At 68.9% G+C, this 25,493-nt stretch carries 24 protein-coding genes and 1 pseudogene; 7 read left to right on the plus strand and 18 right to left on the minus strand.

Annotated features, from left to right (window positions below; all coding sequences use genetic code 11):
* The 3 genes from VSO01S_RS19515 to mltG all read right to left on the minus strand — a co-directional run.
* Nucleotides 1-619, minus strand: a 619-nt coding sequence (locus VSO01S_RS19515) for a DNA polymerase III delta subunit-related protein (protein ID WP_506016904.1), incomplete at its 3' end; no start/stop codon positions are given.
* The gene (gene tmk, locus VSO01S_RS19520; protein ID WP_068644473.1) at nucleotides 616-1,257 is read right to left on the minus strand and encodes a dTMP kinase; all 642 of its coding nucleotides are present in this window, start codon (nucleotides 1,255-1,257) and stop codon (nucleotides 616-618) included. The genes VSO01S_RS19515 and tmk, both read right to left, overlap by 4 nt.
* Complete coding sequence (mltG, locus tag VSO01S_RS19525; protein ID WP_068644474.1) at nucleotides 1,254-2,255, minus strand: endolytic transglycosylase MltG; 1,002 nt, start codon at nucleotides 2,253-2,255, stop codon at nucleotides 1,254-1,256. The genes tmk and mltG overlap by 4 nt, the downstream gene beginning before the upstream one ends.
* 112 nt (nucleotides 2,256-2,367) lie before the next feature.
* On the opposite strand from mltG, the gene ygfZ reads away from it, so the two are divergent.
* A complete protein-coding gene (gene ygfZ, locus VSO01S_RS19530) occupies nucleotides 2,368-3,300 on the plus strand; it encodes a CAF17-like 4Fe-4S cluster assembly/insertion protein YgfZ (RefSeq protein ID WP_068644475.1) in 933 nt (310 codons plus the stop codon).
* 10 nt (nucleotides 3,301-3,310) lie between these two features.
* On the opposite strand, the gene VSO01S_RS19535 is transcribed toward ygfZ, so the two are convergent.
* The 7 genes from VSO01S_RS19535 to VSO01S_RS19565 all read right to left on the minus strand — a co-directional run bounded on the left by VSO01S_RS19535 (nucleotide 3,311) and on the right by VSO01S_RS19565 (nucleotide 10,218).
* Nucleotides 3,311-3,523, minus strand: coding sequence for a YbdD/YjiX family protein (locus VSO01S_RS19535; protein ID WP_068644476.1), 213 nt, complete (start codon nucleotides 3,521-3,523; stop codon nucleotides 3,311-3,313).
* Entirely contained in the window at nucleotides 3,520-5,577 is a 2,058-nt protein-coding gene (locus tag VSO01S_RS19540; RefSeq protein WP_068644477.1) for a carbon starvation CstA family protein, read from the minus strand. The genes VSO01S_RS19535 and VSO01S_RS19540 overlap by 4 nt, the downstream gene beginning before the upstream one ends.
* Nucleotides 5,578-5,686: 109 nt before the next feature.
* A complete protein-coding gene (locus VSO01S_RS19545; protein ID WP_068644478.1) occupies nucleotides 5,687-6,328 on the minus strand; it encodes a response regulator in 642 nt (213 codons plus the stop codon).
* Nucleotides 6,325-7,689, minus strand: a complete 1,365-nt coding sequence (locus VSO01S_RS19550) for a cache domain-containing protein (protein ID WP_068644479.1) — start codon at nucleotides 7,687-7,689, stop codon at nucleotides 6,325-6,327. Before VSO01S_RS19550 ends, VSO01S_RS19545 begins: the two co-directional genes overlap by 4 nt.
* A gap of 54 nt (nucleotides 7,690-7,743) precedes the next feature.
* Entirely contained in the window at nucleotides 7,744-8,295 is a 552-nt protein-coding gene (locus VSO01S_RS19555; protein WP_068644480.1) for an HdeD family acid-resistance protein, read from the minus strand.
* A 115-nt stretch (nucleotides 8,296-8,410) separates the two neighbouring features.
* A complete protein-coding gene (locus tag VSO01S_RS19560; protein WP_068644481.1) occupies nucleotides 8,411-9,307 on the minus strand; it encodes a YbgC/FadM family acyl-CoA thioesterase in 897 nt (298 codons plus the stop codon).
* On the minus strand, nucleotides 9,304-10,218 hold the full coding sequence (locus VSO01S_RS19565) for an alpha/beta hydrolase (RefSeq protein WP_084241981.1): 915 nt from the start codon (nucleotides 10,216-10,218) through the stop codon (nucleotides 9,304-9,306). Before VSO01S_RS19565 ends, VSO01S_RS19560 begins: the two co-directional genes overlap by 4 nt.
* Before the next feature lie 178 nt (nucleotides 10,219-10,396).
* On the opposite strand from VSO01S_RS19565, the gene gbd reads away from it, so the two are divergent.
* Complete coding sequence (gene gbd / locus VSO01S_RS19570) at nucleotides 10,397-11,533, plus strand: 4-hydroxybutyrate dehydrogenase (protein ID WP_068644482.1); 1,137 nt, start codon at nucleotides 10,397-10,399, stop codon at nucleotides 11,531-11,533.
* A 22-nt stretch (nucleotides 11,534-11,555) separates the two neighbouring features.
* On the opposite strand, the gene VSO01S_RS19575 is transcribed toward gbd, so the two are convergent.
* Both VSO01S_RS19575 and VSO01S_RS19580 read right to left on the minus strand, forming a co-directional pair.
* On the minus strand, nucleotides 11,556-12,533 hold the full coding sequence (locus tag VSO01S_RS19575; protein WP_068644483.1) for an NAD(P)H-dependent flavin oxidoreductase: 978 nt from the start codon (nucleotides 12,531-12,533) through the stop codon (nucleotides 11,556-11,558).
* Nucleotides 12,534-12,656: 123 nt separating this feature from the next.
* Nucleotides 12,657-13,643: a Bug family tripartite tricarboxylate transporter substrate binding protein gene (locus tag VSO01S_RS19580; protein ID WP_068644484.1), complete on the minus strand. Its 987-nt coding sequence runs from the start codon at nucleotides 13,641-13,643 to the stop codon at nucleotides 12,657-12,659.
* A 92-nt stretch (nucleotides 13,644-13,735) separates the two neighbouring features.
* On the opposite strand from VSO01S_RS19580, the gene nthA reads away from it, so the two are divergent.
* The 3 genes from nthA to VSO01S_RS19595 are packed head-to-tail and all read left to right on the plus strand — an operon-like array spanning nucleotide 13,736 to nucleotide 15,425.
* On the plus strand, nucleotides 13,736-14,392 hold the full coding sequence (gene nthA / locus VSO01S_RS19585; RefSeq protein WP_068644485.1) for a nitrile hydratase subunit alpha: 657 nt from the start codon (nucleotides 13,736-13,738) through the stop codon (nucleotides 14,390-14,392).
* A complete protein-coding gene (gene nthB, locus VSO01S_RS19590; RefSeq protein ID WP_068644486.1) occupies nucleotides 14,389-15,054 on the plus strand; it encodes a nitrile hydratase subunit beta in 666 nt (221 codons plus the stop codon). The genes nthA and nthB overlap by 4 nt, the downstream gene beginning before the upstream one ends.
* A 17-nt stretch (nucleotides 15,055-15,071) precedes the next feature.
* Nucleotides 15,072-15,425 carry a nitrile hydratase accessory protein gene (locus VSO01S_RS19595; protein WP_245684264.1) on the plus strand — a complete coding sequence of 118 codons (354 nt, stop codon included), beginning with the start codon at nucleotides 15,072-15,074 and terminating at the stop codon, nucleotides 15,423-15,425.
* A 29-nt stretch (nucleotides 15,426-15,454) separates the two neighbouring features.
* Here VSO01S_RS19595 and VSO01S_RS19600 read toward each other — a convergent pair whose 3' ends face one another.
* The 3 genes from VSO01S_RS19600 to VSO01S_RS19610 are packed head-to-tail and all read right to left on the minus strand — an operon-like array spanning nucleotide 15,455 to nucleotide 19,190.
* On the minus strand, nucleotides 15,455-15,676 hold the full coding sequence (locus VSO01S_RS19600; RefSeq protein ID WP_068644488.1) for a hypothetical protein: 222 nt from the start codon (nucleotides 15,674-15,676) through the stop codon (nucleotides 15,455-15,457).
* Nucleotides 15,677-15,718: 42 nt separating this feature from the next.
* Nucleotides 15,719-16,789, minus strand: coding sequence for a patatin-like phospholipase domain-containing protein (locus VSO01S_RS19605; protein WP_068644489.1), 1,071 nt, complete (start codon nucleotides 16,787-16,789; stop codon nucleotides 15,719-15,721).
* Nucleotides 16,790-16,820: 31 nt separating this feature from the next.
* Nucleotides 16,821-19,190 carry a Tex family protein gene (locus tag VSO01S_RS19610; RefSeq protein ID WP_068644490.1) on the minus strand — a complete coding sequence of 790 codons (2,370 nt, stop codon included), beginning with the start codon at nucleotides 19,188-19,190 and terminating at the stop codon, nucleotides 16,821-16,823.
* A gap of 231 nt (nucleotides 19,191-19,421) precedes the next feature.
* On the opposite strand from VSO01S_RS19610, the gene VSO01S_RS19615 reads away from it, so the two are divergent.
* Nucleotides 19,422-20,051 carry a DUF2239 family protein gene (locus VSO01S_RS19615; protein ID WP_068644491.1) on the plus strand — a complete coding sequence of 210 codons (630 nt, stop codon included), beginning with the start codon at nucleotides 19,422-19,424 and terminating at the stop codon, nucleotides 20,049-20,051.
* A gap of 98 nt (nucleotides 20,052-20,149) precedes the next feature.
* Nucleotides 20,150-21,505, plus strand: coding sequence for an MATE family efflux transporter (locus VSO01S_RS19620; RefSeq protein ID WP_068644492.1), 1,356 nt, complete (start codon nucleotides 20,150-20,152; stop codon nucleotides 21,503-21,505).
* Between the two features lie 465 nt (nucleotides 21,506-21,970).
* Here the strand turns inward: VSO01S_RS19620 and VSO01S_RS19625 are convergent, their stop codons facing one another.
* The 3 genes and pseudogenes from VSO01S_RS19625 to VSO01S_RS27580 all read right to left on the minus strand — a co-directional run.
* Nucleotides 21,971-23,227 (minus strand): catalase family protein, encoded by a 1,257-nt coding sequence (locus VSO01S_RS19625; protein WP_218002366.1) that lies wholly within the window; start codon nucleotides 23,225-23,227, stop codon nucleotides 21,971-21,973.
* A gap of 5 nt (nucleotides 23,228-23,232) precedes the next feature.
* Complete coding sequence (locus tag VSO01S_RS19630) at nucleotides 23,233-24,732, minus strand: Dyp-type peroxidase (protein ID WP_068644493.1); 1,500 nt, start codon at nucleotides 24,730-24,732, stop codon at nucleotides 23,233-23,235.
* Nucleotides 24,729-25,493, minus strand: a pseudogene (locus tag VSO01S_RS27580) (hypothetical protein); the annotation flags it as partial. The pseudogene VSO01S_RS27580 and the gene VSO01S_RS19630, both read right to left, overlap by 4 nt.

Here is a 25,493-nt window from a genome sequence, read left to right on the forward strand (position 1 = left end):
CGGGGGCCGGCACGCCCTGCCCGACCAGCCAGGCCTGCGCCTCGGCGGGTTCTGGCCAGGGCATGGTGTAGCCCAGGCAGCGGCTGCGGATGGTGGGCAGCAGCTGCCAGGCGGCCTCGCTGGCCAGCACGAAGCGCACGTCGCCCACCGGTTCTTCCAGCGTCTTGAGCAGCGTGTTGGCGGTGACGTTGTTCATGCGCTCGGCCGGGTACACCAGCACCACCTTGCCGCGGCCGCGGGCGTTGGTGCGCTGGGCGAAGGCCACGGCATCGCGCATGGCTTCCACGCGGATCTCCTTGCTGGGCTTGCGCTTCTTGTCGTCCAGGTCGGCCTGCGTCTTCTCGTCCAGCGGCCAGCCCAGCTCGAGCATGGCCACTTCGGGCATCAGCACGCACAGGTCGGCATGGGTGTGCACCTCGATCGCGTGGCAGCTCGGGCACTGGCCGCAGGCGCCGTGCGGCGTGGGGTTTTCGCAGAGCCAGGCCGATGCCAGGGCCAGCGCCAGTTCGTACTGGCCCAGGCCCGAGGGGCCTTGCAGCAGCCAGGCGTGGCCGCGCTGCTTCAACAGGTCTTGCAGCGGCGCCGCCAGCCAGCTCGATGAATCCACGCCCGTCGTCATGCGCCGATGCCCCGCTTCTGCAGGGCTTGCGCCACCTGCGTCCAGACCTCTTCGCGCGTGCGGTTGGCATCGATGAGCACGAAGCGCGACGGGTCGGCCGCCGCGCGCTTGGCGTAGCCCGATGCCACGCGGCGGAAGAAATCGGCCGACTGCGCCTCGAACTTGTCGGGCGTGCGGGCATCGGCCAGGCGCGCCGCCGCCACTTCGGGCGGCAGGTCGAACCACAGGGTGAGGTCGGGCTGCAGCAGCTTGCCTTGTTCGGGCCGCGCCTGGGCCCACTGCTCCAGCGTGGCCAGCACCTGGGCGTCGAAGCCGCGCCCGCCGCCCTGGTAGGCGAAGGTGGCGTCGGTAAAACGGTCGCACAGCACCACCTCGCCGCGGGCCAGCGCCGGCTCGATCACCTGCACGATGTGGTCGCGCCGCGCGGCGAACACCAGCAGCGATTCGGTGAGCGGGTCCATCGGCTGCTTCAGGATCATCTCGCGCAGCTGCTCGGCCAGCGGCGTGCCGCCCGGCTCGCGGGTGCGGGTGACGACGCGGCCCTGGGCGCGCAGCAGCGCCTCGATGGCGTCGAGGTGGCTGGATTTGCCGGCACCGTCGATGCCTTCCAGGCTCAGGAAGAAGCTGCCGCGACTCACTGCTTGATGCCCCTTTGGTAGCGGTTGACCGCCCGGTTGTGCTCGTCGAGCGAGCTGGAGAAATGGCTGCTGCCGTCGCCGCGCGACACGAAGTACAGCGACTTGCTCTGCGCCGGCTGCACCGCCGCCAGCAGCGCCGCCTTGCCCGGCATGGCGATGGGCGTGGGCGGCAGGCCGCCGCGCAGGTAGGTGTTCCAGGGCGTGTCGGTCTGCAGGTCTTTCTTGCGCAGGTTGCCGTCGAAGCTGGGGCCCATGCCGTAGATGACGGTCGGGTCGGTCTGCAGGGGCATGCCGATGCGCAGGCGGTTGATGAAGACGGCGGCGATTTCGGGCCGGTCGGCGGGCTTGCCTGTCTCCTTTTCGACAATGCTCGCCAGAATCAGCGCCTCATCGGCCGTTTTCAGCGGCAGATCGGGGGCCCGGGCGGACCAGGCGGCGTCCAGGTGGCGGTCCATGGCCCGCATGGCGCGCTGCAGCAGCGCCACGTCGGTCGAGCCCTTGGAATAGGTGTAGGTGTCGGGGAAGAAGCGCCCTTCCGGCGCCACCCCCGGGCGGCCCAGCTTTGCCATCAGCGCTTCGTCGGACTCGCCCACGGTTTCCGGCTTGAGCTGGTCGGCCTTGGCCAGGGCGGCGCGCACCTGCCGGAAGTTCCAGCCTTCCACCAGCACCAGGCTGCGGGTGGCTTCCTCGCCGCGCACCAGGATGCTCAGGAGCGTCTTGGGCGTGACGCCGCGCTCGATCTCGTAGCTGCCGGCGCGAATCTGCCGGTCTTGCCCCGATAGGCGGAACCACCAGTACAGAAGCGGCGGCGGCACGTCCACGCCCGCGTCGGCCACCAGCTGCGCCACGCCGCGCGGCGTGGTGCCGGGCTCCACCGGCAGGTCCACGCTGGCGGCGTTCATCTTCAGCGGCTGGTGCAGCCACCACAGGCCCCAGGCGCCTGCGCCCAGGGCTACGAACGAAGCCAGGAAGAAGATGGTGAGGAAGAAACGGCGCACGTCTGTGGGATGGGTGAGCGAATCGGCAGGCAGTCTGAGGGCAACCGGGGCGCGGTTGCCGCAAGGCCCTTCGCTCCGGCTGGAAAGGGAGTGGCCCATGATAATTCACGCAATGACCACACCAGCCCCTGTGCTTCCCGGCGGGACCTGCGCCCTGCCCCACCTCGGCGTGATCGCGGCCGTCGGCCCCGACGCCGCCAGCTTTCTCCACGGCCAGCTGACGCAGGACTTTTCGCTGCTGGACGGCTCCCAGGCACGGCTCGCCGCGCTGTGCACCGCCAAGGGCCGCATGATCGCCAGCTTTGTCGGCATCCGGCCCGAGCCCGAGACCATCCTGCTGGTGTGCAGCCAGGACATCCTGGCCGCCACGCTCAAGCGCCTGTCGATGTACGTGCTGCGCGCCAAGGCCAAGCTGCGCGACGCCAGCGCCGAGTTCGTGCTGTACGGCCTGGCCGGCGATGCGCTGGCGGCCAACGACATCGAGGCCACCGCCACGCCATGGCGCCGCAGCGTGAAGGGCGCGGCCCATGTGGTGTCGCTCTACCCGGCCGACGGCGTGGCACGTGCGCTCTGGATCGCCCCGGTGGGCACGCCCGCCCCGGTCGGGCCCGAACTCGATCCGGCCCTGTGGCAATGGGGCGAGGTGCGCAGCGGCGTGGCCACGCTCACCACGCCGGTGCTCGATGCCTTCGTGCCGCAGATGCTCAACTACGAGTCCGTCGGCGGCGTCAACTTCAAGAAGGGCTGCTACCCCGGCCAGGAGGTGGTGGCGCGCAGCCAGTTCCGCGGCACCCTCAAGCGCCGCACCTACGTGATGCAGGCCGAGCAGGCCGTGGCCGCGGGCCAGGAAGTGTTTGCCGCGAGCGATGCCGAGCAGCCGGTGGGCACGGTGGTGCAGGCGGCCCGGGCGCCCGATGGTTCGTGGAGCGCGCTGGTGTCGATGCAGATCGCGGCGCTGCAGGCCGGGCCCTTGCATGCCGGCGGGCCCGATGGTGCCGCGCTGACGGTGCAGCCCCTGCCCTACGCGCTGCTCGAGGACATCTGAGCTTTTCTATTCAGCAGCAGCGCCCGCGCCCGCTGCCGTAGCGGGCCTCCTGCCGCTCCCGGAAGAAGGCCTCGTAGCTCATCGGGGTCTGGTCCGGATGGGTGCGCTCCATGTGGCTCAGGTAGGCGTCGTAGTCCGGCAGGCCCACCATCAGGCGCAGCGACTGCGCCAGCGAGCGGGTCAGGTAGCGCCCGGCCTCGGGCAGGGACGCGCCGAAGCTCATGCCGCGGCCGCCGGCTCGAAAGGCGTCTCGCGCGCGGTCGGCTTGGCCGAGGCCTTGGCCGCCATCACGCTGCGCACCGTGTACACCAGCACGCTCAGCACCACGAAGATGAACAGGCCGCACAGCGCCGCATCGAGGCGGTCGTTGAAGACGATGCGGGACATGGCCTCGGGCGTCTTGGCCGGTGCGAGCAGCACGCCCTTTTCCAGCGCATCGGCGTACTTGGCCGCATGCGAGAGGAAGCCCACCTTCGGATCGGCCGAGAAGATCTTCTGCCAGCCCGCCGTCAGCGTGCACACCAGCAGCCAGATGGCCGGGGCGATGGCCACCCAGGCGTAGCGCTCGCGCTTCATGCGGTAGAGCACCACCACGCCCAGCATCAGTGCCACCGCGGCCAGCATCTGGTTGGAGATGCCGAACAGCGGCCACAGCGTGTTGATGCCGCCCAGCGGATCGACCACGCCCTGGTACAGGAAGTAGCCCCAGGCCGCCACGCACAGGAAGGTGGCCAGCAGGTTGGCGACGAAGGAATCGGTGCGCTTGAGCGCCGGCACGAAGCTGCCCAGCAGGTCCTGCAGCATGAAGCGGCCGGCGCGCGTGCCGGCGTCCACGGCCGTGAGGATGAACAGCGCTTCGAACAGGATGGCGAAGTGGTACCAGAAAGCCATCATGGCCTGGCCGCCCACCACTTGGTGCAGGATGTGCGCCATGCCCACGGCCAGCGTGGGCGCGCCGCCCGCGCGGCCGAGGATGGTGCTCTCGCCCACGTCCTTGGCGGTTTGCACCAGCATCTCGGGCGTGACCACGAAGCCCCAGGTGGAGATGGCGTGTGCCACCGCGTCCGGCGTGCTGCCCACCAGCGCGGCCGGGCTGTTCATGGCGAAGTACACCCCCGGCTCGATGCAGGACGCCGCCACCAGCGCCATCACGGCCACGAAGGATTCGGCCAGCATGCCGCCGTAGCCGATGAAGCGCGCGTGGCGCTCGTTGTCCAGCATCTTGGGCGTGGTACCCGAGGAAATGAGCGCGTGAAAGCCCGACACCGCGCCGCAGGCGATGGTGATGAACAGGAAGGGAAACAGGTTGCCCGACCACACCGGCCCGTTGCCCTGCGCGAATTGCGTGAGCGCCGGCATCTGCAGCGGCGGGGCCACGAACACGATGCCGATGGCCAGCGCGACGATGGTGCCGATCTTCAGGAAGGTGGAGAGATAGTCGCGCGGTGCCAGCAGCAGCCACACCGGCAGGCTGGCGGCGATGAAGCCGTAGCTGATCAGCAGCCACGTCAGCGTCTTGCCGTCGAAGGTGAACATCGGGCCCCAGGTCGGGCTGGCCGCCACGGCCTGGCCGCCGAAGATGGCCAGCATCAGCAGCACGAAGCCGATGACGGAGATCTCGCCGATGCGCCCGGGGCGGATGTAGCGCAGGTACACGCCCATGAACACCGCCACCGGAATCGTCGCGGCCACCGTGAAGGTGCCCCAGGGCGACTCGGCCAGCGCCTTCACCACGATCAGGGCCAGCACCGCCAGGATGATGATCATGATCATGAAGGTGCCGAACAGCGCGATCATGCCCGGCACCGCGCCCATCTCCTGCTTGATCAAATCGCCCAGCGAGCGCCCGTCGCGCCGCGTGGAGATGAACAGCACAATGAAGTCCTGCACAGCGCCGGCGAACACCACGCCGGCCAGGATCCACAGCAGACCTGGCAGGTAGCCCATCTGCGCCGCCAGCACCGGCCCCACCAGCGGGCCCGCGCCCGCGATGGCCGCGAAGTGATGGCCGAACAGCACGTTCTTGTCGGTCGGCACATAGTCCAGGCCGTCGTTGTGGCGGTGCGCCGGGGTCTTGCGCTGGCCGTCCAGCCCCAGCACGCGTTCGGCAATGAACAGGCTGTAGTAGCGGTAGGCGATCAGGTAGGTGCAGACGGCGGCAGCCACGACCCAGAGGGCGCTGATGGCTTCGCCGCGTGCCAGGGCCACCGTGCCCAGCGCGAAGGCGCCGACGACGGCCACGACAAGCCACACCAGGTGGCGGCGGATGTTGTGCATGCGGATGTCTCCTTGGGACGCGAACCCCGGGGAGTGTCGCGATCCGGTCAGCCGAAGGCATCCGTCTCACCGCGTGGGTGGCCCACGCGGGAATGCTTAAGGGATAACCCTAGGACTGCTCGGAGCCGAAGCGCCGCGCGTGCTCCACCGCGTACTTGATGAGCTCCGCCTGACCTTCGATGCCCAGCCTGCGCTTGATGCTCTGGCGGTGCGCCTCCACGGTCCGCACGCTCAGGCCCAGGGTGCGGGCGATCTGCTTGCTCGACTCGCCGCGCCCCAGGGCCGACAGGATCTCGCCTTCGCGCGGCGTGAGCAGCGGACGCGGCGCCTGGTTGCGAAAGAGGCGCTGCGACACTGCCGGGCTGAGGAAGGTGCCGCCCGCCGCCACCGCTTCGATGGCGGCGACGATCTCCTCGGCCGGCGCGTCCTTGAGCACATAGCCGCGCGCGCCGGCCTGCAGCGCCTGCTGCACGTACTCGGGGTTGTCGTACATGCTGAGCATCACCACCCGCACGTCGCTGTGCTGCGCATGCAGCGCGGCGGCCAGTTCGATGCCGTTCATGCCCTTCATGCCCACGTCGGCCAGCACCAGGTGCGGCTTCAGCGCCGGAAGGGCCGCCAGGGCTTCGGCGCCGCTGCCGGCCTCGCCGACGATCTGGATGCCCGGCAGCGGATCCAGCCGCGCGCGCAGGCCGTCGCGGACCAGCGGATGGTCGTCGACCAGGAAGAGGCGCACCACGGCACTCGTCATGCAGCCTCCAGCGCGGGCGTCGGCACGGCCGCGGCAATGCGGGTGCCATGGCCCGCGCTCGAATGGATGGACAGCCGCCCGCCGATAGCCGCGATGCGCTCACGCATGTTGCGCAGGCCGATGCCGCGCTGCGGATCGAGCTGCGTGGCCTCCACGTCGAAGCCCGCGCCGTCGTCGCCGATGTCCAGCCGCACGCTGCGTTCCTCGAAGGTCAGCTCCACGCGCACCTGCCCCGCCTTCGAATGCTTGCGCACATTGGTCAGCGCCTCCTGCGTCACGCGGAACAGCGCGGTCTTGACGTCTTCGGGCAGCTCGCGCGCATCGCCCTGCACGGTGACGGCCACGGCCGCCCCGCCCTCTTCCCCGAATTCGGCGCCCAGGCGCTCCAGTGCCGCCGGCAGGCCCAGCGTGTCGAGCAGGGCCGGCCGCAGCCGGTGCGAGATGCGCCGCACCTCGGCCAGCGACTGGTTGAGCCGCTCCAGGGCCTTGCCCAGGGTGGGCGGCGCAGGCTGCCGGGCGCGCTGCAGCGCATCGACCGCCGACTCGATCAGCAGCTTGGCCGACACCAGCGTCTGGCTGGTGCCGTCGTGCAGTTCGCGCGCGAGGTGCCCGCGCTCGTCCTCCTGCGACTGCACCACCTGGCGGGCCAGCAGCCGCAGCTTGGCTTCGGCCACGCGGTGCTCGCTGAGGTTGAGCGCGAGGCCGCCGGCGCTCACCACGCCGATGCCGAGCGCCGCAATGCCGGCAATCCACAGCATGGTGGTCGCCACATTGGAGTTCATCTGCCGGTCCAGCGTCCGCATCACGCCGTGGATGTCGTCCAGGTACAGGCCCGTGCCGACCATCCAGTTCCAGCGCGGCAGCGCGATCACGTAGCCGAGCTTGGGCGCGGTCTGCGCACTGGAGGGCTTTTGCCACTGGTATTCCACGTACCCGCCGCCGGCCTTGGCCTGGCCGATCAGGTCCTGGATGGTGAAGCGGCCCTGCTCGTCGCGCAGTTCCCACAGGTTCTGCCCGACCAGTTCGGCCTGGCGCGAATGCATGAGGGCGCGCCCCTGCAGGTCGTAGACGAAGAAGTAGCCGTTGTCGCCGTAGTCCAGCGCGGACAGGCGGCGCAGCGCCTCGGCGCGCGTGGCTTCGTCGTCCAGCCCGGCGTCATAGAGCGGCCGCACGGTGCTCATGGCCAGCTCGACGTAGCTGCGCAGCTCGTTGCGGTGCTGCGCCATGGCAGCTTCCTCGAACAGGGTCTGCTCGCGCCGGGCCAGCTCGCGCTCCTGGTGGCGCACCGCCAGGGCCACGAGCACCAGCGCCACCAGCAGCGGCGCGACGGCCAGGGCGACGATCTTGGTGCGCAGGTTCATGAGAGGTTTCGGGCGATCGGGTCGAGCCCTCGATTGTGAAACCTGCGCGGCAGCCTACCTGGGCGGCAGCGCGGCGCCCAGCTTGCGCACGCGCAGCGCGGCCATGAGCTGGAACACGCCGTAGAGCAGCACGAAGGCGCCGATCCACACCGTGACGGACACCAGGCCGGCGGCCGGGTAGGCGAAGAACAGCACCCCCAGCACGATGGACAGCAGCCCGCTCAGGCCGATCCACCACTCGCCCTCGATCTGCTTGCGCACCCGCACCGCGAACACGATGCGATAGATGCCGCCCACCACCAGCCACGCGGCCAGGAACAGCAGCAGCACGCCCGCCACGGCCCCCGGGAAGATGACGGCCACGATGCCGAACGCGATCGAGGCCAGCGCGTACAGGGCCAGCCAGCCCTTGGGAATGGGGGAGTTCTTGTCGAACAGGGCAATCGCGCTGGTCACGCCTTCGGCCAGCGCCATCACCCCGAAGGCCCAGGCCAGGGCCAGCGCGGTGGTCAGCGGCCACACCACGGCACCGATGCCGAACAGGATGGAGATCACGCCATAGATCGCCAGAACCCACCAGCTGCGTTGGATCGTCTGCAACAACATTCGAATGCTCCCTACATTGGGTTGAACGAAGGAGCCCGGCGGTTGCCGGGCGCCCGCCGCATTCTGTCGTGCGGGCCCGCAGGCGTCGAGCCGGACACCAAAGCGTGGCTGCCGTTCAGTCCCTGAGCGAGCGGCGCATTTCCACGTGCGGGATGCCGGCCTCCACGAAGGGCTCGCCGCAGGGCGCGTAGCCCAGGCGGTCGTAGAAGCGTTCGGCGCTGCGCTGCGCATGCAGGCGCACCTCGCTGTCGCCGCGCGCCCGGGCGGCGTCTTCGAGCAGGCGCATCACGCGCTCGCCCCAGCCCTCGCCGCGCAGCACGCGATGGACCGCCACGCGGCCGATGCGTGCGGTGCCGGGGTGCGCCGCATCGCGCAGCAGGCGCCCGGTGGCCACCACCTGCCCCAGCCGGTTGCGGGCCACGCCGTGCACGGCGGTGGCATCCGCCTCGTCCCATTCGAGCTCGGCGGGAATGGACTGCTCCTCGATGAAGACCTGGCGGCGCAGGGCCGATGCGCCCTCGCCCAGCTCGTCCCAGCTGCCGGCCTGCAGCGTGCACATGGCCTCGCCCGCCTCGTAGGCCGCCAGCGTCTCGCGCAGGGCCGGCGGCACCGGGCGCGAGGTCTGGGTGGCCGGGTCGGCAAAGACGTAGACCAGGTCGCAGCCCACCAGGAACTGGTCCCCGCGGAACAGCGCGCCCTCGAACAGGATGGACGAGTTGCCGATGCGCGCGCAGCGCATGGCCACGTCCAGCACGTCGTCCACCCGGCCCGAGGCGTGGAAGTCCACCGTGGCCTTGCGCACGTACAGGTCGCCTTCCAGCGCGTGCATCGACTCCTCGTAGGGCAAGGCGAGCTCGCGCCAGTAGTCGGCCACGGCCGTGTCGAAGTACATCAGGTAGTGGGCGTTGAAGACGATCTTCTGCATGTCCACCTCGGCCCAGCGCACCCGCAGGCGGTGGAAGAAGCGGAAGTCGGAACGCTGGCGGGGGGCGTTGGGTTCGAAGGTTTTCATGGTGTCAGGGCTTCATTCAGTGCGCGCGCCGCGTCGGCGTGCGCCTGCAGGGCTTCGGGAACGGCGCGGCCCATCTTGATGAACTCGTGGGTCACGCCGCGGTAGATCTCCAGGTCCACCGGCACGCCGGCAGCGCGCAGCTTGTCGGCATAGGCAATGCCCTCGTCCACCAGCGGATCGACCTCGGCCAGGCCGATCCAGGCGGGGGCCACGCCTTCCACGTCGTCGGCCAGCAAGGGAGCGAAGCGCCAGTCGTCGCGCTGGGCGTGCTCGGGAATGTACTGGCCGAAGAAGAAGTCGATCAGCGGCGCCTGCAGCAGCGGCGCATCGGCCAGCAGGCGGTGCGAATCGGTGTCCTGGTGGGCGGTGGTGCCGGGATAGAAGAGCATCTGCAAGGCCAGCGGCAGGCCCTGGTCGCGCGCCTGGATGGCGCAGGCCGCGGCCAGCGTGCCGCCGGCGCTGTCGCCGCCCACGGCCATGCGCGACGCGTCGAGGCCGAACTCCGCGCCCTGCCGGGCCACGAAGCCGAAGGCATCCCACGCATCGTTGTGCGCGGTGGGAAAGCGATGCTCCGGTGCCAGCCGGTAGTCCAGCGACACCACGGCGCAGCCGGACTTGTGGGCGAGCACCCGGCACAGCGTGTCGTGCGTGGCAATGCTGCCGATGGTGAAGCCGCCGCCATGGAAGTACAGCAGCACCGGCAGGCGCTCGTTCGACGGCGCATAGAGGCGAATGGGCAGCCGGGCGCCATCGCGCGCGGCCACCTCGTGGTCTTCCACCCGTGCCAGCGGCGGACGCGGCACTTCGAGCACGCCGGCGGCTTTTTCGTAGGACGCGCGCGCCTCTTGCGGGCTGAGCGTGTACAGGGGCGGATGGCCGGCGCGCTCCATGCGCTCGACCACGCCGGCCATCTTCGGATTGAGGGATGGGGCTTTCACTGGCGGGGAATGATTGATGTGCGGGGCGGTTGCGGCTGTCCCCCTGGCGACCTCGGTGCGCAGGGTCAAGGGTTTTGTTCATGCGCCGCCGCATTCGGATTTGCTAGATTGGGCGGCTTCCAATCGTAGCCTCCCCGACGAAGACCCCACCATGGCGCTCATCCAATACCTGACCCAAGTCCAGTTCGAGTTCGGTGCCATTCGCCTGCTCAGCAGCGAATGCGCCCGCGTCGGCATCAACCGCCCGCTCATCGTCACCGATGCCGGCGTGCGCGCGGCCGGCGTGCTGCAAAAAGCGCTGGACGCGCTGGCCGACCTGGAGGTGGCGGTGTTCGACCAGACGCCCTCCAACCCCACCGAGGCCGCGGTGCGCGCCGCCGTGGAGGTGTACCGCAGCCAGCGCTGCGACGGCCTGGTGGCCGTGGGCGGCGGCTCGGCCATCGACTGCGCCAAGGGCGTGGCCATTGCCGCCACGCACGAGGGGCCGCTGAAGACCTACGCCACCATCGAAGGCGGCTCGCCCAAGATCACCGAGCGGGCGGCGCCGCTCATCGCCGTGCCCACCACGGCCGGCACCGGCAGCGAGGTGGCGCGCGGCGCCATCGTCATCGTCGACGACCACCGCAAGCTGGGCTTCCACAGCTGGAACATCATGCCCAAGGCCGCCATCTGCGACCCGGAACTCACGCTCGGCCTGCCGCCGCGCCTGACGGCTGCCACCGGCATGGACGCCATCGCGCACTGCATGGAGACCTTCATGTCGGCCGCCTTCAACCCGCCGGCCGACGGCATCGCGCTGGACGGCCTGGAGCGCGCCTGGGGCCACATCGAGCGCGCCACCCGGGACGGCAGCGACCGCGAGGCGCGGCTGAATCTGATGAGCGCCTCGATGCAGGGCGCCATGGCCTTCCAGAAGGGCCTGGGCTGCGTGCATTCGCTCAGCCACAGCCTGGGCGGCATCGACCCGCGCCTGCACCACGGCACGCTCAACGCCATGTTCCTGCCGGCCGTCATCGCCTTCAACGGCGAGGCCGAATCCGTGCGCAAGGACCAGCGCCTGCAGCGCATGGCCCAGGCCATGCACCTGGACAGCGCCGCCGACCTGGGCCCGGCCATTCGCGACATGAACGCGCGCCTGGGCCTGCCCAAGGGCCTGGCCGAGATGGGCGTTGCGCCCGGCATGTTCGAGGGCATCATCGACGGCGCCATGGCCGACCACTGCCACAAGACCAACCCGCGGCTGGCCTCGCGCGAGGACTATCGCGCGATGCTCGAAGCGTCGATGTAAGGGCGCGAGGGCCGGGGCCGCTTCAGTCGGCCAGCATGCCCGACAGGCGCTGCGCGATGAGTTCGCGTGCCTGCGCCATGATGCGGTCGATCAGCTCGGCGCAGCTGGGCACGTCGTTGATCAAGCCGGCCACCATGCCGCAGCTCCAGGCGCCGGCGTCCATGTGGCCTTCGGTCATCACCTTCGGGTAGATGCCGGCGACCTGGTCGATGATGTCTTCGATCTTCAGCGCGTCGCCCTTTTCGCGCTCGATCTCCAGCAGCCGCTCGACGCCGGCGTTGTTGATGACGCGCTCGGTGTTGCGCAGCGAACGCATGATGAGGCGCGTATCGAGTTCCGATGCATTGACGATCGCCTGCTTGACGTTCTCGTGCACTGGCGCCTCTTTGGTGGCAATGAAGCGCGTCCCCATGTTCATGCCGTCCGCGCCCAGCGCGAGCGCAGCCACCAGGCTGCGGCCATCGGCCATGCCGCCCGAGGCAACGAAGGGAATCTTGAGTTCTTCGGCGGCGCGCGGCAGCAGGATCATGTTGGGCACATCGTCCTCGCCGGGGTGGCCGCCGCATTCGAAGCCGTCCACGCTCACCGCGTCGCAGCCGATGCGCTCGGCCTTCAGGGCATGGCGCACCGAGGTGCACTTGTGGATCACCTTGATGCCCGCGGCCTTGAGCGCCGGCATGTAGGCCTCGGGGCTGCGGCCTGCGGTTTCCACCGCCTTGATGCCGCCTTCGACGATGGCGGCGATGTACTCGGGATACGGCGGCGCCGAGAAGGTCGGCAGGAAAGTGAGGTTCACGCCGAAGGGCTTGTCGGTCATCTCGCGGCAGCGGGCGATCTCGCGGGCCAGCAGTTCGGGCGTCTTCTGCGTCAGGCCGGTGATGATCCCCAGGCCGCCGGCATTGGAGACGGCCGCTGCCAGTTCGGCAAAGCCGACATAGTGCATGCCGCCCTGGATGATCGGGTGGCGGATGCCGAAGAGTTCGGTGATGCGGGTTTTCAAGGGCGTCTTCCTTCCTTCTTGGTGGTCGGTCGATGTTGCAGGAAATTCAGTTCGGTGGCGTTCCCGTTGGCGACACCACGCCCGGCACGCCGCGCGCCATGACTTCATCCGCGGACAGGCTGGTCAGTCCAGCTTCACCCCGGCGGTGCGGATCACGTCGCCCCACTTGCGCGTTTCCGCGGCAATGAAGGCGTCGAACTCTTTGGGCGTGCTGCCTGCGCCGAAGGTGCCCATGGCGTCGAGCCTGGCGCGCGTCTCGTCGCTGCGGATGATGCGCGCCACCTCTTCCGACATGCGCTGCACGATCTCCGCGGGCGTGCCTGCCGGCGCGAGCATGCCCGCCCAGGTGCTGCCGGTGAAATTGGCGAAGCCCTGCTCGATGAAGGTGGGCACCTGCGGCAGCACCGGCAGGCGCCGGTCGCCGGCCACGCCGATCAGGCGCACCTTGCCCGCCTTGCCCTGGTTGATGAGGCCCGTGGGCGCATCGAAGAAGAGCTGGATCTGCCCGCCCAGCAGGTCCGTGAGCGCCGGCACGGCGCCGCGGTACGGCACGTGGACCATGAAGGTGCGCGTCTGCGCCTTCCAGAGTTCGGTGGTCAGGTGCGCGGCCGAGCCGTTGCCCGACGAACCGAAGCTCACCTTGCCCGGATGGGCCCGCGCATAGTCGATGAGCTCGGTGGCGGTCTTAAAGGGCGCCTCGTTGTTGACCGCCGCGAGCAGCGGCGACACACCCATCAGCGACACGCCCATCAGGTCCTTGGCCGGGTCGTAGGGCAGCTTGGGGTACAGGGTCGTATTGGCCGCGTAGGCTGCGATCACAACGCCGAAGGTGCTGCCATCCGGCGGCGACTTGGCCACCGCGTCCACGCCGATCAGGCTGTTGGCGCCGGGCTTGTTGTCGATCACCACCGGCTGGCCCAGGCGCGCCTGCAGGCCAGGCTGCACCAGCCGCGCCATCTGGTCGGTGAAGCCGCCGGGCGTGTAGGGCACGACGATGCGCACCGGCTTGGACGGCCAGCTGCCCTGTCCCAGCGCCGGCGCGCAGATGCTGGCCGCGCCCGCAGCGACCGAAAGATTGAACTGGCGACGGGAGATGCGTGAATGGCGCATGGCCTGGCGATGCGTGAGTGGCAATGCAAGCCATTCTGAAAGCACAGGCCCGGGGCTTGCACAGGGTTTGCCCCCGCGCCTAGGATCGCAGCATGGCGCACGAGCACGACGACCACCACCACCCTCACCCGCATGGCCATGACCACGATCATGACCACAGCGACATCGGCCCCATGGACCTTCGCGTCCGCGCGCTGGAAACCGTGCTCACGCAAAAGGGCTACATCGATCCGGCCGCGCTCGACGTGCTGATCGACACCTACCAGACGAAGATCGGCCCGCGCAACGGCGCCCGCGTGGTGGCCCGCGCTTGGAGCGACCCGGCCTTTGCCGATTGGCTCGCGCAGGACGCATCGGCCGCCATTGCCTCGCTGGGTTTTACCGGCCGCCAGGGCGAGCACATGGTGGCGGTCTTCAATGACGAGGACCAGCACCACATGGTCGTGTGCACCCTGTGCAGCTGCTACCCCTGGCCGGTGCTGGGCCTGCCGCCCACCTGGTACAAGAGCGCGCCCTACCGCTCGCGCGCCGTGCGCGACCCGCGCGGCGTGCTGGCCGAGTTCGGCGTGCAGCTGCCCGCCTCCACCGCCATCCGCGTCTGGGATTCGACGGCCGAATTGCGCTACCTGGTCATTCCGCGCCGACCCGAAGGCACCGAGGGCTGGAGCGAGGAAGCACTGGCCGAGCTGGTGACGCGCGACTCGATGATCGGCACCGGCCTGGCGCGGCAACCGGGGAGCCATGCATGAGCTACATCAGCCACGCCGACCTGGGCGGCCGCAACATGCCCGGCACCATCGTTCCCGAAGCCGAGGGCGACCTTTTCCATGCCGCCTGGGAGCCCCGCGCCCTGGCGCTGACGCTGGCCATGGGCGCCACCGGCAGCTGGAACATCGACGCCAGCCGCAGTGCCCGCGAGACCCTGCCCGACTACGCGCAGCTAAGCTACTACCAGGTCTGGCTGGCCGCCATGGAAAAGATGATGGCCGAGCGCGGCCAGCTGCTGCCCGATGAAATCGACGCGGGCCGCATGCTGCATGCGCCGGCCCCGGTGAAGCGCGTGCTGAAGGCTGCCGACGCGCCGCAGGTGCTGGCCAAGGGCTCGCCCACCGAGCGCCCTGCCCCCGCGCCCGCCCGCTTTGCCGTCGGCGACCGGGTGCGCACCCGAGCGACCCATGTGGATCACCACACCCGCCTGCCCGGCTATGCACAGGGAAAAGTCGGCCAGATCGAACGGGTGAACGGCGCGCACGTCTTTGCCGATGCCAATGCGCAATTCATTGGCGAGGCGCCGCAATGGCTCTACACGGTGCGCTTCGAGGGCCAGGCGCTGTGGGGCGCTGATGCGCAGCCCGGCCTCACCGTTTCCATCGACGCATGGGAAAGCTACCTGGAGCCCGCCAGCGAATGACAGCGACCGCAGTCCCCATGGACCTTTTGGCCGGCATGCCGCAGGGCGACGGCGAGCCCGTGTTCGACGAGCCCTGGCAGGCCCATGCCTTCGCCATGGCCGTGTCGCTGCATGCCCAGGGCCTCTTCACCTGGCCCGAGTGGGCGCAGGCCCTGGCCGAGCAGATTGCCGCGGCGCAGGCGGCGGGTGATGCCGACCTGGGCGACACCTACTATCACCACTGGCTGGCCACGCTGGAAAAAATCGTCGCCCGAAAGGGCGCGAGCAATGAACTGGAACTGGCGCGCTACCGCGATGCCTGGCACAGCGCAGCGCACAGAACGCCGCACGGCAAGCCCATCGAACTGCGCGAGCAGGACTTCGTCGCCTAGAGTTGCAACGGGGCTGCTTCAGCCCTTCGTCAGCGCTTCTTGCCGCCGAACACCAGCAGCGCGCCGCCCACCACGATCACGGCCACGCTGGCCCAGGTGGGAAAGACCACGTCCTGCTTTTCCTTCACCGACAGCTCGATCGGGCCGATCTTGGCCTGGTGCGTTTCCTTGGTGAAGCTGAAGCCGCCGGTGCCGATGCCGGCGATGCCCGCCACGATGAGGATGATGCCGATGATGCGGATGAAGGTCATGATGCGAGGAATCTCGTCGTGCTGTCGCAGGTTGTCAAGGCTTCAGAGGGGCAGCACTTCGCTTGCTTCGGATTTGCTCACCCACTGCGCAAACTCGTCGGCCAGCCGCTGCGACTCGGCCGCCGCCCTGGCCCACACCTTCGAGCGGGCCGCGCCGTCCTGGCCGTAGCGGGTGAAGTCGGTGCGGTCCGGCAGCTTGCCATTGGGCAGCGTGGCCACCCATTCGGGATTCGGGGCCAGCACCACCATGCGGTCGAGAAAAGACGTGGGCGCATGGCGCCACTTCAGGCCCTTGTCGAGCCAGCCCGGCACCACCGCGCGCTGGAAATGCGGGTACAGCACCACGCCGCTGTCGTTGTTGTAGTGCAGGTGCAGGTGGTAGTCGGTGATGCCGCCGTCCCAGTAGGCGCCGGGCGGCGCGCCGGGAATGTCGTGCACCGCTTCGAGCATGAAGGGAATGGAGCACGAGGCCTGCAGCGCCGCCTCGAAATTGGCCTGCGTCAGGTCCACCTGCCGCGAGCGGAAATCCTGCGTGCCGAAGGGCAGCGCCGCCCCCGGCGTGGAGAACACCACGCGTTCCAGCCACGCACCGAGGCTCTTGCGCCGCACGCTGTTGGCCATGAAGGCGCCCAAGTAGCCGAAGGGCGTGCGGGCCTTGCCTTCGCGCCCGAGGATGTGGCGGCCGCGCGCGGTGATCACGTGCAGGCTGTAGCGCGGATGGCCCAGCACCTCGGCCGTGCGCCCGCCGTAGAACTGCCGCAAGCCGTCGCCGAACTGCGCGCTCACCTGCCGGGCCGTCAGGCGCTTCTGGCCGGCCGGCACCTCGAACTGCTGATTGACGTAGCCGTGCTCGAAGTCGCGGAACGCCTGCACCGAGTTGCCCAGACATGCGTTGGCGAGCCGCCATGCGCCGATCGACGCGCCCACCAGGTGCACCGGCTGGCTCGACTGCGTGAGCCACTCGCCGAACATGAATCGGTCGATGGGCCCCAGGATCAGCCCCTTGGGCCCGCCGGCCGCGCCCGGCACCACGCGCACGTCCTGCGGCTTGAGCCCTTCGCGCCGGATGTGCTCCAGCGCGAGCGGGCCGGCATGGATGCGCAGGGCTTTCATCGGTGTGCTCACAGCCGAGCGCTGCCCCGCCCTACTTGCGCAGCCCCTGCAACTTGGCGAAGGCGTTGGCCATCTGGCCCGAGGGCTGCGGCGTGTTGTCGCGGCGCTGCTGGTAGCCGCGGCCTGCGCCTTCGAAGCGGTTGTCGCGCGGGCCGTCGCGACGGCTTGGGGCGGCATCCAGCTTCATCGTGAGGCTGATGCGCTTGCGCGCCACGTCCACCTCCAGCACCTTCACCTTGACGATGTCGCCGGTCTTCACCACCTCGCGCGCATCGTTGACGAACTTGTGGCTCAGCTGGCTCACATGCACCAGGCCGTCCTGGTGCACGCCCAGGTCCACGAAGGCGCCGAACTGGGCCACGTTGCTCACCGTGCCTTCGAGCACCATGCCTTCCTTCAAGTCGGCGATGTCTTCCACGCCGTCATTGAAGCGCGCCACCTTGAAGTCGGGACGCGGGTCGCGGCCGGGCTTTTCCAGCTCGCCCAGGATGTCCTTGACGGTGATCACGCCGAACTTGTCGTTGGCGAACAGCTCGGGCTTGAGCGTCTTGAGCATGTCGGCCCGGCCCATCAGCTCGGCAATGGGCTTGCCGGTCTTGACGATGATCTGCTCGACCACCGGATAGGTCTCGGGGTGCACGCCCGTGATGTCCAACGGATCGGCGCCGCCGCGGATGCGCAGGAAGCCCGCGCTCTGCTCGAAGGCCTTGGGGCCGAAGCCGGTCACATCGAGCAGCTGCTTGCGGGTGGAGAAGGCGCCGTTGGCCTCGCGCCAGCGCACCACTGCCTTGGCCACGCTGGCCGACAGGCCCGACACGCGCGACAGCAGCGGCACGCTGGCCGTGTTCAGGTCCACGCCCACCGAGTTCACGCAGTCTTCCACCACGGCGCCCAGGGTGCGGGCCAGCTCGCTCTGGTTGACGTCGTGCTGGTACTGGCCAACGCCGATGCTCTTGGGGTCGATCTTCACCAGCTCCGCGAGCGGGTCCTGCAGGCGGCGCGCAATGCTGGCGGCGCCGCGCAGGCTCACGTCCACGTCGGGCATTTCCTGGCTGGCGAATTCGCTGGCCGAATAGACCGAGGCGCCCGCCTCGCTCACCACCACCTTCTCGACCGGCGTGGCTTCCACACCGGCCTGCGCGGCCATCTTGGCCAGCAGCTTGATGAGGTCGGCCGCCAGCTTGTCGGTCTCGCGGCTGGCGGTGCCGTTGCCGATGGCAATCAGGTTCACGCTGTGCTTGGCGCACAGCTTGCCCAGGGTGTGCAGGGAGCCTTCCCAGTCCTTGCGGGGCTCGTGCGGGAACACGGTGGCGGTGTCGACCAGCTTGCCGGTGGCATCGACCACGGCCACCTTCACGCCGGTGCGGATGCCCGGGTCCAGGCCCATCACCACGCGCGGGCCGGCCGGGGCGGCCAGCAGCAGGTCGCGCAGGTTGTCGGCGAAGACCTTGATGGCGACCTTCTCCGCCTCTTCGCGCAGGCGGGTGAACAGGTCGCGCTCGCTCGACAGGCTCAGCTTCACGCGCCAGGTCCAGGCCACGCACTTGCGGATCAGGTCGTCGGCCGGACGGCCCGCATGGCTCCAGCCCAGGTGCAAGGCGATCTTGCCTTCGGCGATGCTGGGCTTGCCCGGCTCGGGCTCGACCGGCAGCACCAGCTTGGCGTCCAGGATCTCGAGCTGGCGGCCGCGGAACACGGCCAGCGCGCGGTGCGAGGGCACGCGGCCGATGGGCTCGTCATAGTCGAAGTAGTCGCGGAACTTGGCAACCTCGGCGTTGTTCTCGTCCTTGCCGGTGGCCAGCGTCGACTTAAACAGGCCCTCGTTCCAGAGCCATTCGCGCAAGGATTGCACCAGCGCCGCGTCTTCGGCCCAGCGCTCCGAGAGGATGTCGCGCACGCCGTCGAGCACGGCGGCAACGGTAGAAAAGTCGGGGCCCGGCTTGCCATCGTCGAGCGTGGTGGCCGGCTGCAAAAAGGCTTTGGCCTCCACCGCCGGGTCCAGCGTCGGGTCGGCCAACAGCTTGTCGGCCAGCGGCTCGATGCCGAACTCGCGCGCGATCTGGCCCTTGGTGCGGCGCTTCTGTTTGAACGGCAGGTAGAGGTCTTCCAGTTCCTGCTTGGTCGGTGCACCCGCGATGGCGGCGATCAGCTCTGGCGTCAGCTTGCCCTGCTCGTCGATGCTCTTGAGCACCGCGGCGCGGCGGTCTTCGAGCTCGCGCAGGTAAGCCAGGCGCACCTCAAGCTCACGCAACTGGGCGTCGTCCAGCCCGTCGGTGGCTTCCTTGCGATAGCGCGCGATAAAAGGAACTGTGGCGCCGCCATCGAGCAGGTCGACGGCCGCTTTCACCTGGTGTTCGCCAACCTTGATTTCGTTGGCGATCTGGCGAAGGATTTTCTGCATGTCTGATCGGGAGCCCTGCACCTGGCCCGGCGGGCGCGGCGCGTTTCAACTAACAAAGCGGCTGAGTGTGCCATAGGGCCACAGGCGGTTTTCCCCAGGTAAACAGAAGCTTTCTTCGCCGCTGCAAGCAGGAAGATGTGGCCTGTTCGGCTTTTGTTGCGCTTCTTGAAAAAAGAAGCTTCACAAAATATTTAGTCCGGGTAGAATACACAACACTTTCTGGAGGAAGCCATGCCATCAGAAGCCCTGTCGCCTGCCATCGCCGCACCTTCGCCCTCTGCCCCTGCCGCCGAACCGCTGCCCGAACGCCTGAGTGCGTTCGCGGGCTTCGAGCGCATTGCCAGCGGACCTGCGCAAGCCGTGCTTGCACAGCTTCGCAGCAGCAGCCTTCCGCCCGACGTCCTCGTACGCGTGTTTGACGACGCCACGGGCACGCGGCTGGACCTGGACCTGCGCCCGCAAGCAGCTGCAACCGCTGCCGCGCCCGCCGCGCCGGCCCAACGCAGCGTCGGCCGGCCGCGGCTGGGCGTGGTCGCCCGCGAGGTCACGCTGCTGCCGCGCCATTGGGACTGGCTCAACCGCCAGCCCGGCGGTGCGTCGGTGGCCTTGCGGCGCCTGGTGGACGAAGCCCGGCACGTGCACCGCGAGCGCGATGCGCTGCGCGCCGCGCGCGAAGCCACCTACCGCTGCATGACCGAAATGGCAGGCAACCTCCCCGGCTTCGAGGAAGCGACACGCGCCCTCTTTGCCGGCGACGGCACGCAGTTCAACCTGCTCATCGACCCCTGGCCGCAAGACCTGCGCGACTATTTACTGCAGTTGTCGGCCACCGCCTGGAACAACGTTTCTTCTTCATCATGAGTTCAACCCCTCCGGCCACCGGCGCCGAATCCGCGCCGGCGGCCTCTGCTGCGCCTTCGCCATCCGCCTCTGAAGCGCCGCAGCGCCGCCACCACCCCATGGGCAGCACCGAGACGCGGCCCTTGTGGAAGACCTTCCTGGTCTTCCTGGCGCCCATGCTGCTGTCGAACATCCTGCAGTCGATGTCCGGCACCATCAACAACATCTACATCGGCCAGATGATCGGCGTGGATGCGCTGGCCGCGGTGTCGAGCTTCTTTCCGGTGATGTTCTTCTTCATCGCCTTCACCATCGGCCTGGGGGCCGGCGCCTCGGTGCTCATCGGCCAGGCCTGGGGCGCGCGCGAGCCCGAGAAAGCGCGTGCCGTGGCCGGCACCACGCTCACCGTGGGCGTGCTGTTCGGCTTGACGGTGGCGATCTTCGGCGGCTCCTTCACCGAGCCCATGCTGCGGCTGCTGGGCACGCCGCCCGACATCCTGCCGGATGCCACACGCTATGCGCGCATCATCCTGATCGCGATGCCGGGGCTGTTCATCTTCCTCTTGTCCACGGCGATGCTGCGTGGCGTGGGCGACACGGTCACGCCGCTGTACACGCTCATGATTTCCACCGCGCTCGGCCTGGTGGTGACGCCGGCGCTGATCCGCGGCTGGTTCGGCCTGCCCCAGGTGGGCGTGACGGCCGGCGCCTGGGCGACGGTGGTGGGCTTCATCGCGGCGACGACATGGCTGGCCTTTCAGCTGCGGCGCATGAAGAGCCCGCTGGCGCCGGATGCGGACTTCGCGCGGCACCTGCGCATCAATCCGCGCCTGCTCAAGGGCGTGCTCAAGGTGGGCGTGCCCACCGGCGTGCAGATGATCGTGGTGGCCACGGCCGAACTGGCGCTGCTGTCCTTCGTCAACGCCTATGGTTCCGAAGCGACGGCGGCGTACGGCGCGGTGAACCAGGTGGTGGCTTATGTGCAGTTTCCGGCCATCTCGATTGCGATCACGGCGTCGATCCTGGGCGCCCAGGCCATCGGTGCCGGGCGTGTGGACCGGCTGGGCGCGATCACGCGCACCGCGCTGCAGATGAACGTGGTGCTGACGGGCGCGCTGGTGCTGCTGGGCTATGTGGCGTCGCGCCAGTTGATGAGCCTGTTCATCACCAGCGAGCCGGTGATCGAGGTGGCGCAGACGCTGCTGCACATCATGCTGTGGAGCTGCGTGATCTTCGGCATGGCCTCGGCGCTGTCGGGAATCATGCGGGCGAGCGGGTCGGTTCTTGTGCCGACGGCGATCTCGATCTTCTGCATCTTGCTGATCGAGCTGCCCACGGCCTGGGTGATGAGCCACCAGATCGGGCTGAACGGGGTGTGGATCTCGTATCCGGTTGCGTTCGGGGCGATGCTTGTGCTGCAGTCGCTGTATTACCGGATGGTTTGGAGCAAGAAGGCGATTCGTCGGTTGGTCTGATTTGCTTTGCCGGGGTTGGTGGGGGGCATGGCGCGGCAGGCGGCACTGGCCGGGGCTCATACCGTGGCGGTCGATGCCTGCGGCATCGACTCCACTGCGGTGCTCGGCTTCGGGGGCTGCATCGCGGAACTCACTGCGCTGCTGCGCAGCTCCGTTCAAACAGCCGCGATGAGTCAGAAGTCGAAGCGCGCAAGGTGCCCTTGCGCGCAGCCCCCGAAACCTCCGCTCCTCATCGCCCCGGAAATCGCCCCGTCCAGTGCCGCCTGCCGCGCCATGCCAGGAGACGGCGTGCGGTTTCAGGCAGGGAATCCAGCGACCTGTCCCGGCAAAGGCCTGTGTGCCACTGGGCGCTGGCGCGCCTCTTGGGCGATGAGCAGCGCAATGCAGTCGGCGAAGCCGACCGCCCAAGTGAAGCGCCGGCGCCCAGTGGCACACAGGCCTTTGCCTCCCACCCACCTCCAAGCCTCAGTCAAACACCTCATCCCCATGAGGCTCATAGTGCGGCACCCCATTCATCCGATGCCGTATCTGAGACAGCTCGTAATACATCCTCTTGCGCGCCCGGCTCTGGTTCCCGAGAGGCCGGTGCTCCGCAATGGTGTGCCAGGGGTTGTACGACAGCCGCTTGGCAAACTCCATCTGCGCCGGCGAATCGAACTTCTGCCTGGGAATGCGCAAGGTCGCCACCGGCACGCGCGGCGACAGCTTCTCCGGCCACAGCACCCCCGCGTTCTCGATCGGCATCAGGAACGAGTCCGTCTGCATCTGCACCCGCACCTGCAGCTCCACGTCGCCCTCGGACAAGGTCTCCACCATCGCCTGGCGCAGGTAGTCGTCCGGCGGGCGCAGCGGCAGGCGCGGCACCGGCGTGCGGCGCCTGGAGGTCGGCCACACCGAATACTGCATCGCCTGGCCCTCCCCCATCAGGTAGGGCACGCAGCTGAAATACGGCGCCTCGAACGGGCTGCTCTGCGTCTTGATGAACAGCGACTGCATGATCAGGTCCAGCACATGCGATTCGCGGAAATTCAGGAAGTAGAAGATCTGCGCGTTCTTCACGCTCCACTTCTGCAGTTCCGAATTGGCCTTGGCGTCCGGCGTCACGAAGGTCGGCGTCGACACGCCGAACATGTCCAGCGTGTGCTGCTCCTCGTCGATCAGTTTGGGGCCCGGCACGCCCATCAGCTTGATGCTGATGCTCATGAAGCCCACGTCGTCGATGTCCGGCGTGATGTAGGGCCCCGGCCCCGAGAAGCGCACCCAGCACCGGAAGGTCTGCGGCCTGGCGTAGATGCCGCGGCGCATGTGCTCCGGAATGCCGTCGTGCACGATGAACTCGCCGCGCACGATGCCCTGCGTCTTGGTGTTGCCGCCGCGCTCGTAGCCGCCGGGCTTCCACAAGTCGCGCATCTGCTGCGTGAAGCTGGCCACGATCGAGTCGGTCCAGGCTTCCTCGTTCTCCAGCAGCCGCTCCTCGGCAATCATCAGCCCCTCGTTCCTGCGCTGCTTGTTGATCAGCGCCGTGACCCATTCGGCCATCCTGTCGCGCAGCAGCGCATCGAAGGCCGGCCGCAGCCAGGGGTCGATGCGCCGCTCCAGCCCCAGCAGCATCAGGCCGGTGTCGCTGATGAAGTCCATCAGCCCCGAGCCGGTGTTGGCGCGCGGCACCGGGCGGCTGGTGTTGGAACGGGTGTCCACGGTCACGGTCGGGTCGCTGCTCATGATGGTCACGGCTCCTTCGAAATGAAACGCAGGGCGCGCAGCCCGGGCAGGAAGAAATAGGCGCCGCCCACCACCCGCACGAACTGCGGCAGGCCGGCCAGGCGCAAGTCGCAGCCGCTATCGGCAGGTATCGAGAAGCCATCGGCCGGCGCCCCATCGGAACCCGCCAGGCGGTTTCCCAGCAGCGGGTCGCTCTCGCCGTGCAGGCCGCCGAAATGCGTTCCCGCAATCCAGGCGCCCTGCACGAACTCGAACTGTCGGGCGATGCTGGCCCCCAGGCAGATGAAGTGCAGGCCGGTGCCCTGCCCGCTGCCCGACTCGCCGGCCAGGGCCTGCTCGATCGACAGGCCCTCGCCGTATTCGCGCCCGCGCCGAAGCAGCCGGTGAAAGCGCGTGGACGACACATGATCCAGCGCCAGGGCCTGCGCATCGAAGCCCAGGGTGCGGATGAGCCGTGAGATCGGCCCCCACCCACCCGGCGGCAGATCGGCGTTGCGCGGATTGCTGCGCCGGATGTGCGCACCGATGGGACAGCGCGCGCCGCGCGGATCGTCTTCATAAGTGAAGCTGTTGATCGGGTCGCGCTCGCCCTCGATGGGCGTGCCCGTGGACTCCACCAGCGGCAGGCCGTCGCGGCTGCGCCCGACCATGGCGCTGGCCAGCAGTTCCCGCCGCACCGGGTCGCCGCCGGCAGCGGCATCCACGAATCGCCAGAAGCCGCCCACGTCCTGGCGCAACTGGCGCAGCACCAAGTAGCTGCCGTTGCGGCCCAGGTCGGCCAGCTCGGGGCTTTCTTCGGCGCGCGGCAGCATGGCCTGCGGGTCGAGCTCGGCGCGCAGCAAGGGCCTGTCGGTGTACTCGCCGTACTCGTTCGGGTAGCCCAGCAGGTATTCGCCCAGGCACGACAGGTTGGAATAGTCCAGCACCTCTTCGTCGCGCACCGGCCGCCGGCGCTGCCAGTCGAGGCTGGGCTGGGAGATGCCGTCCACAAAGCCGAAGGGCTCCACGCCGTCCATGTCGGAGGTGTCCAGGCAGGCCATCAGCTCGAAGCCTGATGCGCATCCGTCCAGCACCTGCTGCTGCCAGGCCGCGAGGTCGCCCGGCCAGGCGTAGAGCATCAGCAGCACGTGCGGCACCGCATCGGGCCGGCCGCCCCAGTGCCATTGCTCCGGCGCGTTGGTGCCCAGGTCGCCGAGGCGCCGGGAGCGGCTTTCGTCGCTGCTCATGCCTGCCAGGAATTCGCGCGAGAAGCCCTGGATGACGTCCTCCCGCAGGCCGAGCGCACGCAGCCCAGGGCAGCTCATCGCCACGTGCAGCACCTGGCGCGGCGGCGGCGACCGCTCTTGCGCGCTCGCCACCGGGCAGTTGGCCAGCCACTGGCGTGCACTCGCCGCATTGCGCACACGCAGCAGGAGAAAGCTCGCCTGCGTCAGCTTGCGATAGCCGAAGCGCACCAGGCCCTGGATGTCGTCTTCCTCGACGGCGCGGGGCGTGTGCGCGCTCATAGCAGCCTCAGCCAGGCCAGGGCCTGCTGCTCGGTCATCTCGCCCGCCTCCACGCCTTCGCGGATGCGGCGGTTGCGCTCGAGGTCGCTCAGCGTCAGGCCGGGATAGGCCTTGTACCAGACCTGCGTGGGCAGCTGGTGCCGGCGCTGGTAGTGCTTGAAGCGCATCTCGTGACGCGCGCCGCCTTTGATGAGCCAGCGCGTGCGCGGCCAGCCGAAGCCGTTGGAAAACACCAGGTTCAGGCCCCAGGCCGCCTTGTTGATGAAGTCGTCCATGTAGCTTTCGTGGCTGCCGTCGTAGTTGCTGCAGAACAGCACGCGCTGGCGGTCGTCCATGAACACCCAGCGCGCGAAATGGATGGTCTGGATGCGCGCCAGATGCCCCTTGCCGAAGACATGGCGGCAGGCATAGTCGATGGCCAGTAGCACCAAAGGCACCAGCGCCCGCCGGAACCAGCCGGGCTTGACGGCCCCGAGCGCCGTGAAGCTGTTGGACACGTCATGGTCCTCCAGCCGCTGCATCGCCAGCACCTCGGCCGCGCCGGGGCGCGGATGGAACTCCGGATCGCGCTCCTCCTGCCGCCGCAGGATCGCGATGGCGAAGGGAGCCAGCACGATCGCCAGCGGCAGCAGCAGCAGGCCCGCCAGCGGAATGCCGACCAGGTGCAGCGCATTGCGCAGCCGCCATTCGAGCGGCGTCGGCGCCGGCGGCGTGAGCGTGAGCCGGCCGGCGGCGCGCTCGGCCTTCACATGGGCCAGCAG

It is taken from the genome of Variovorax soli NBRC 106424 (assembly GCF_001591385.1).
GTDB lineage: Bacteria > Pseudomonadota > Gammaproteobacteria > Burkholderiales > Burkholderiaceae_C > Variovorax > Variovorax soli.